General features: G+C 71.2%; 1 protein-coding gene. It reads right to left on the bottom strand.

Annotation, left to right across the window (positions count from 1 at the left end; translation table 11 throughout):
- Window positions 1-306, bottom strand: a 306-nt coding sequence (locus PUR61_RS01630) for a tetratricopeptide repeat protein (RefSeq protein ID WP_329874841.1), incomplete at both ends; no start/stop codon positions are given.

Here is a 306-nt window from a genome sequence, read left to right as displayed (position 1 = left end):
CTATTGCCTGCTCCGGCGACCACCGTGATCTACACTTCATTTCACACTCTTGCCCGACCCGACGCTCTTCCGATCTGTGGGCCTCGCCCCGTTCGGCGAACGCCCAGGCGTACTCGGGGGTGAGGGTGAGGGCGGCGGTGAGGTCGGTCATCGCATCGTCGGGACGGCCGGCCAGGCGGTGAGACTCCCCGCGCGAGCCGAGCGCCCAGGCGTCGACGGGGTCGTGCCCAATGGCGGCGGAGTAGTCCAGCGTCGCCTCCAGGGCTCGGCCGGCCAGTTGGTGGGTCTCCCCGCGCCGGGCGAGCG

Origin of the sequence: Streptomyces sp. BE20, from assembly GCF_036322525.1 — a bacterium.
Lineage (GTDB): Bacteria > Actinomycetota > Actinomycetes > Streptomycetales > Streptomycetaceae > Kitasatospora.
Note: the sequence above shows the minus strand (reverse complement) of the source record. Positions and strands in the feature narration are given on the sequence as shown.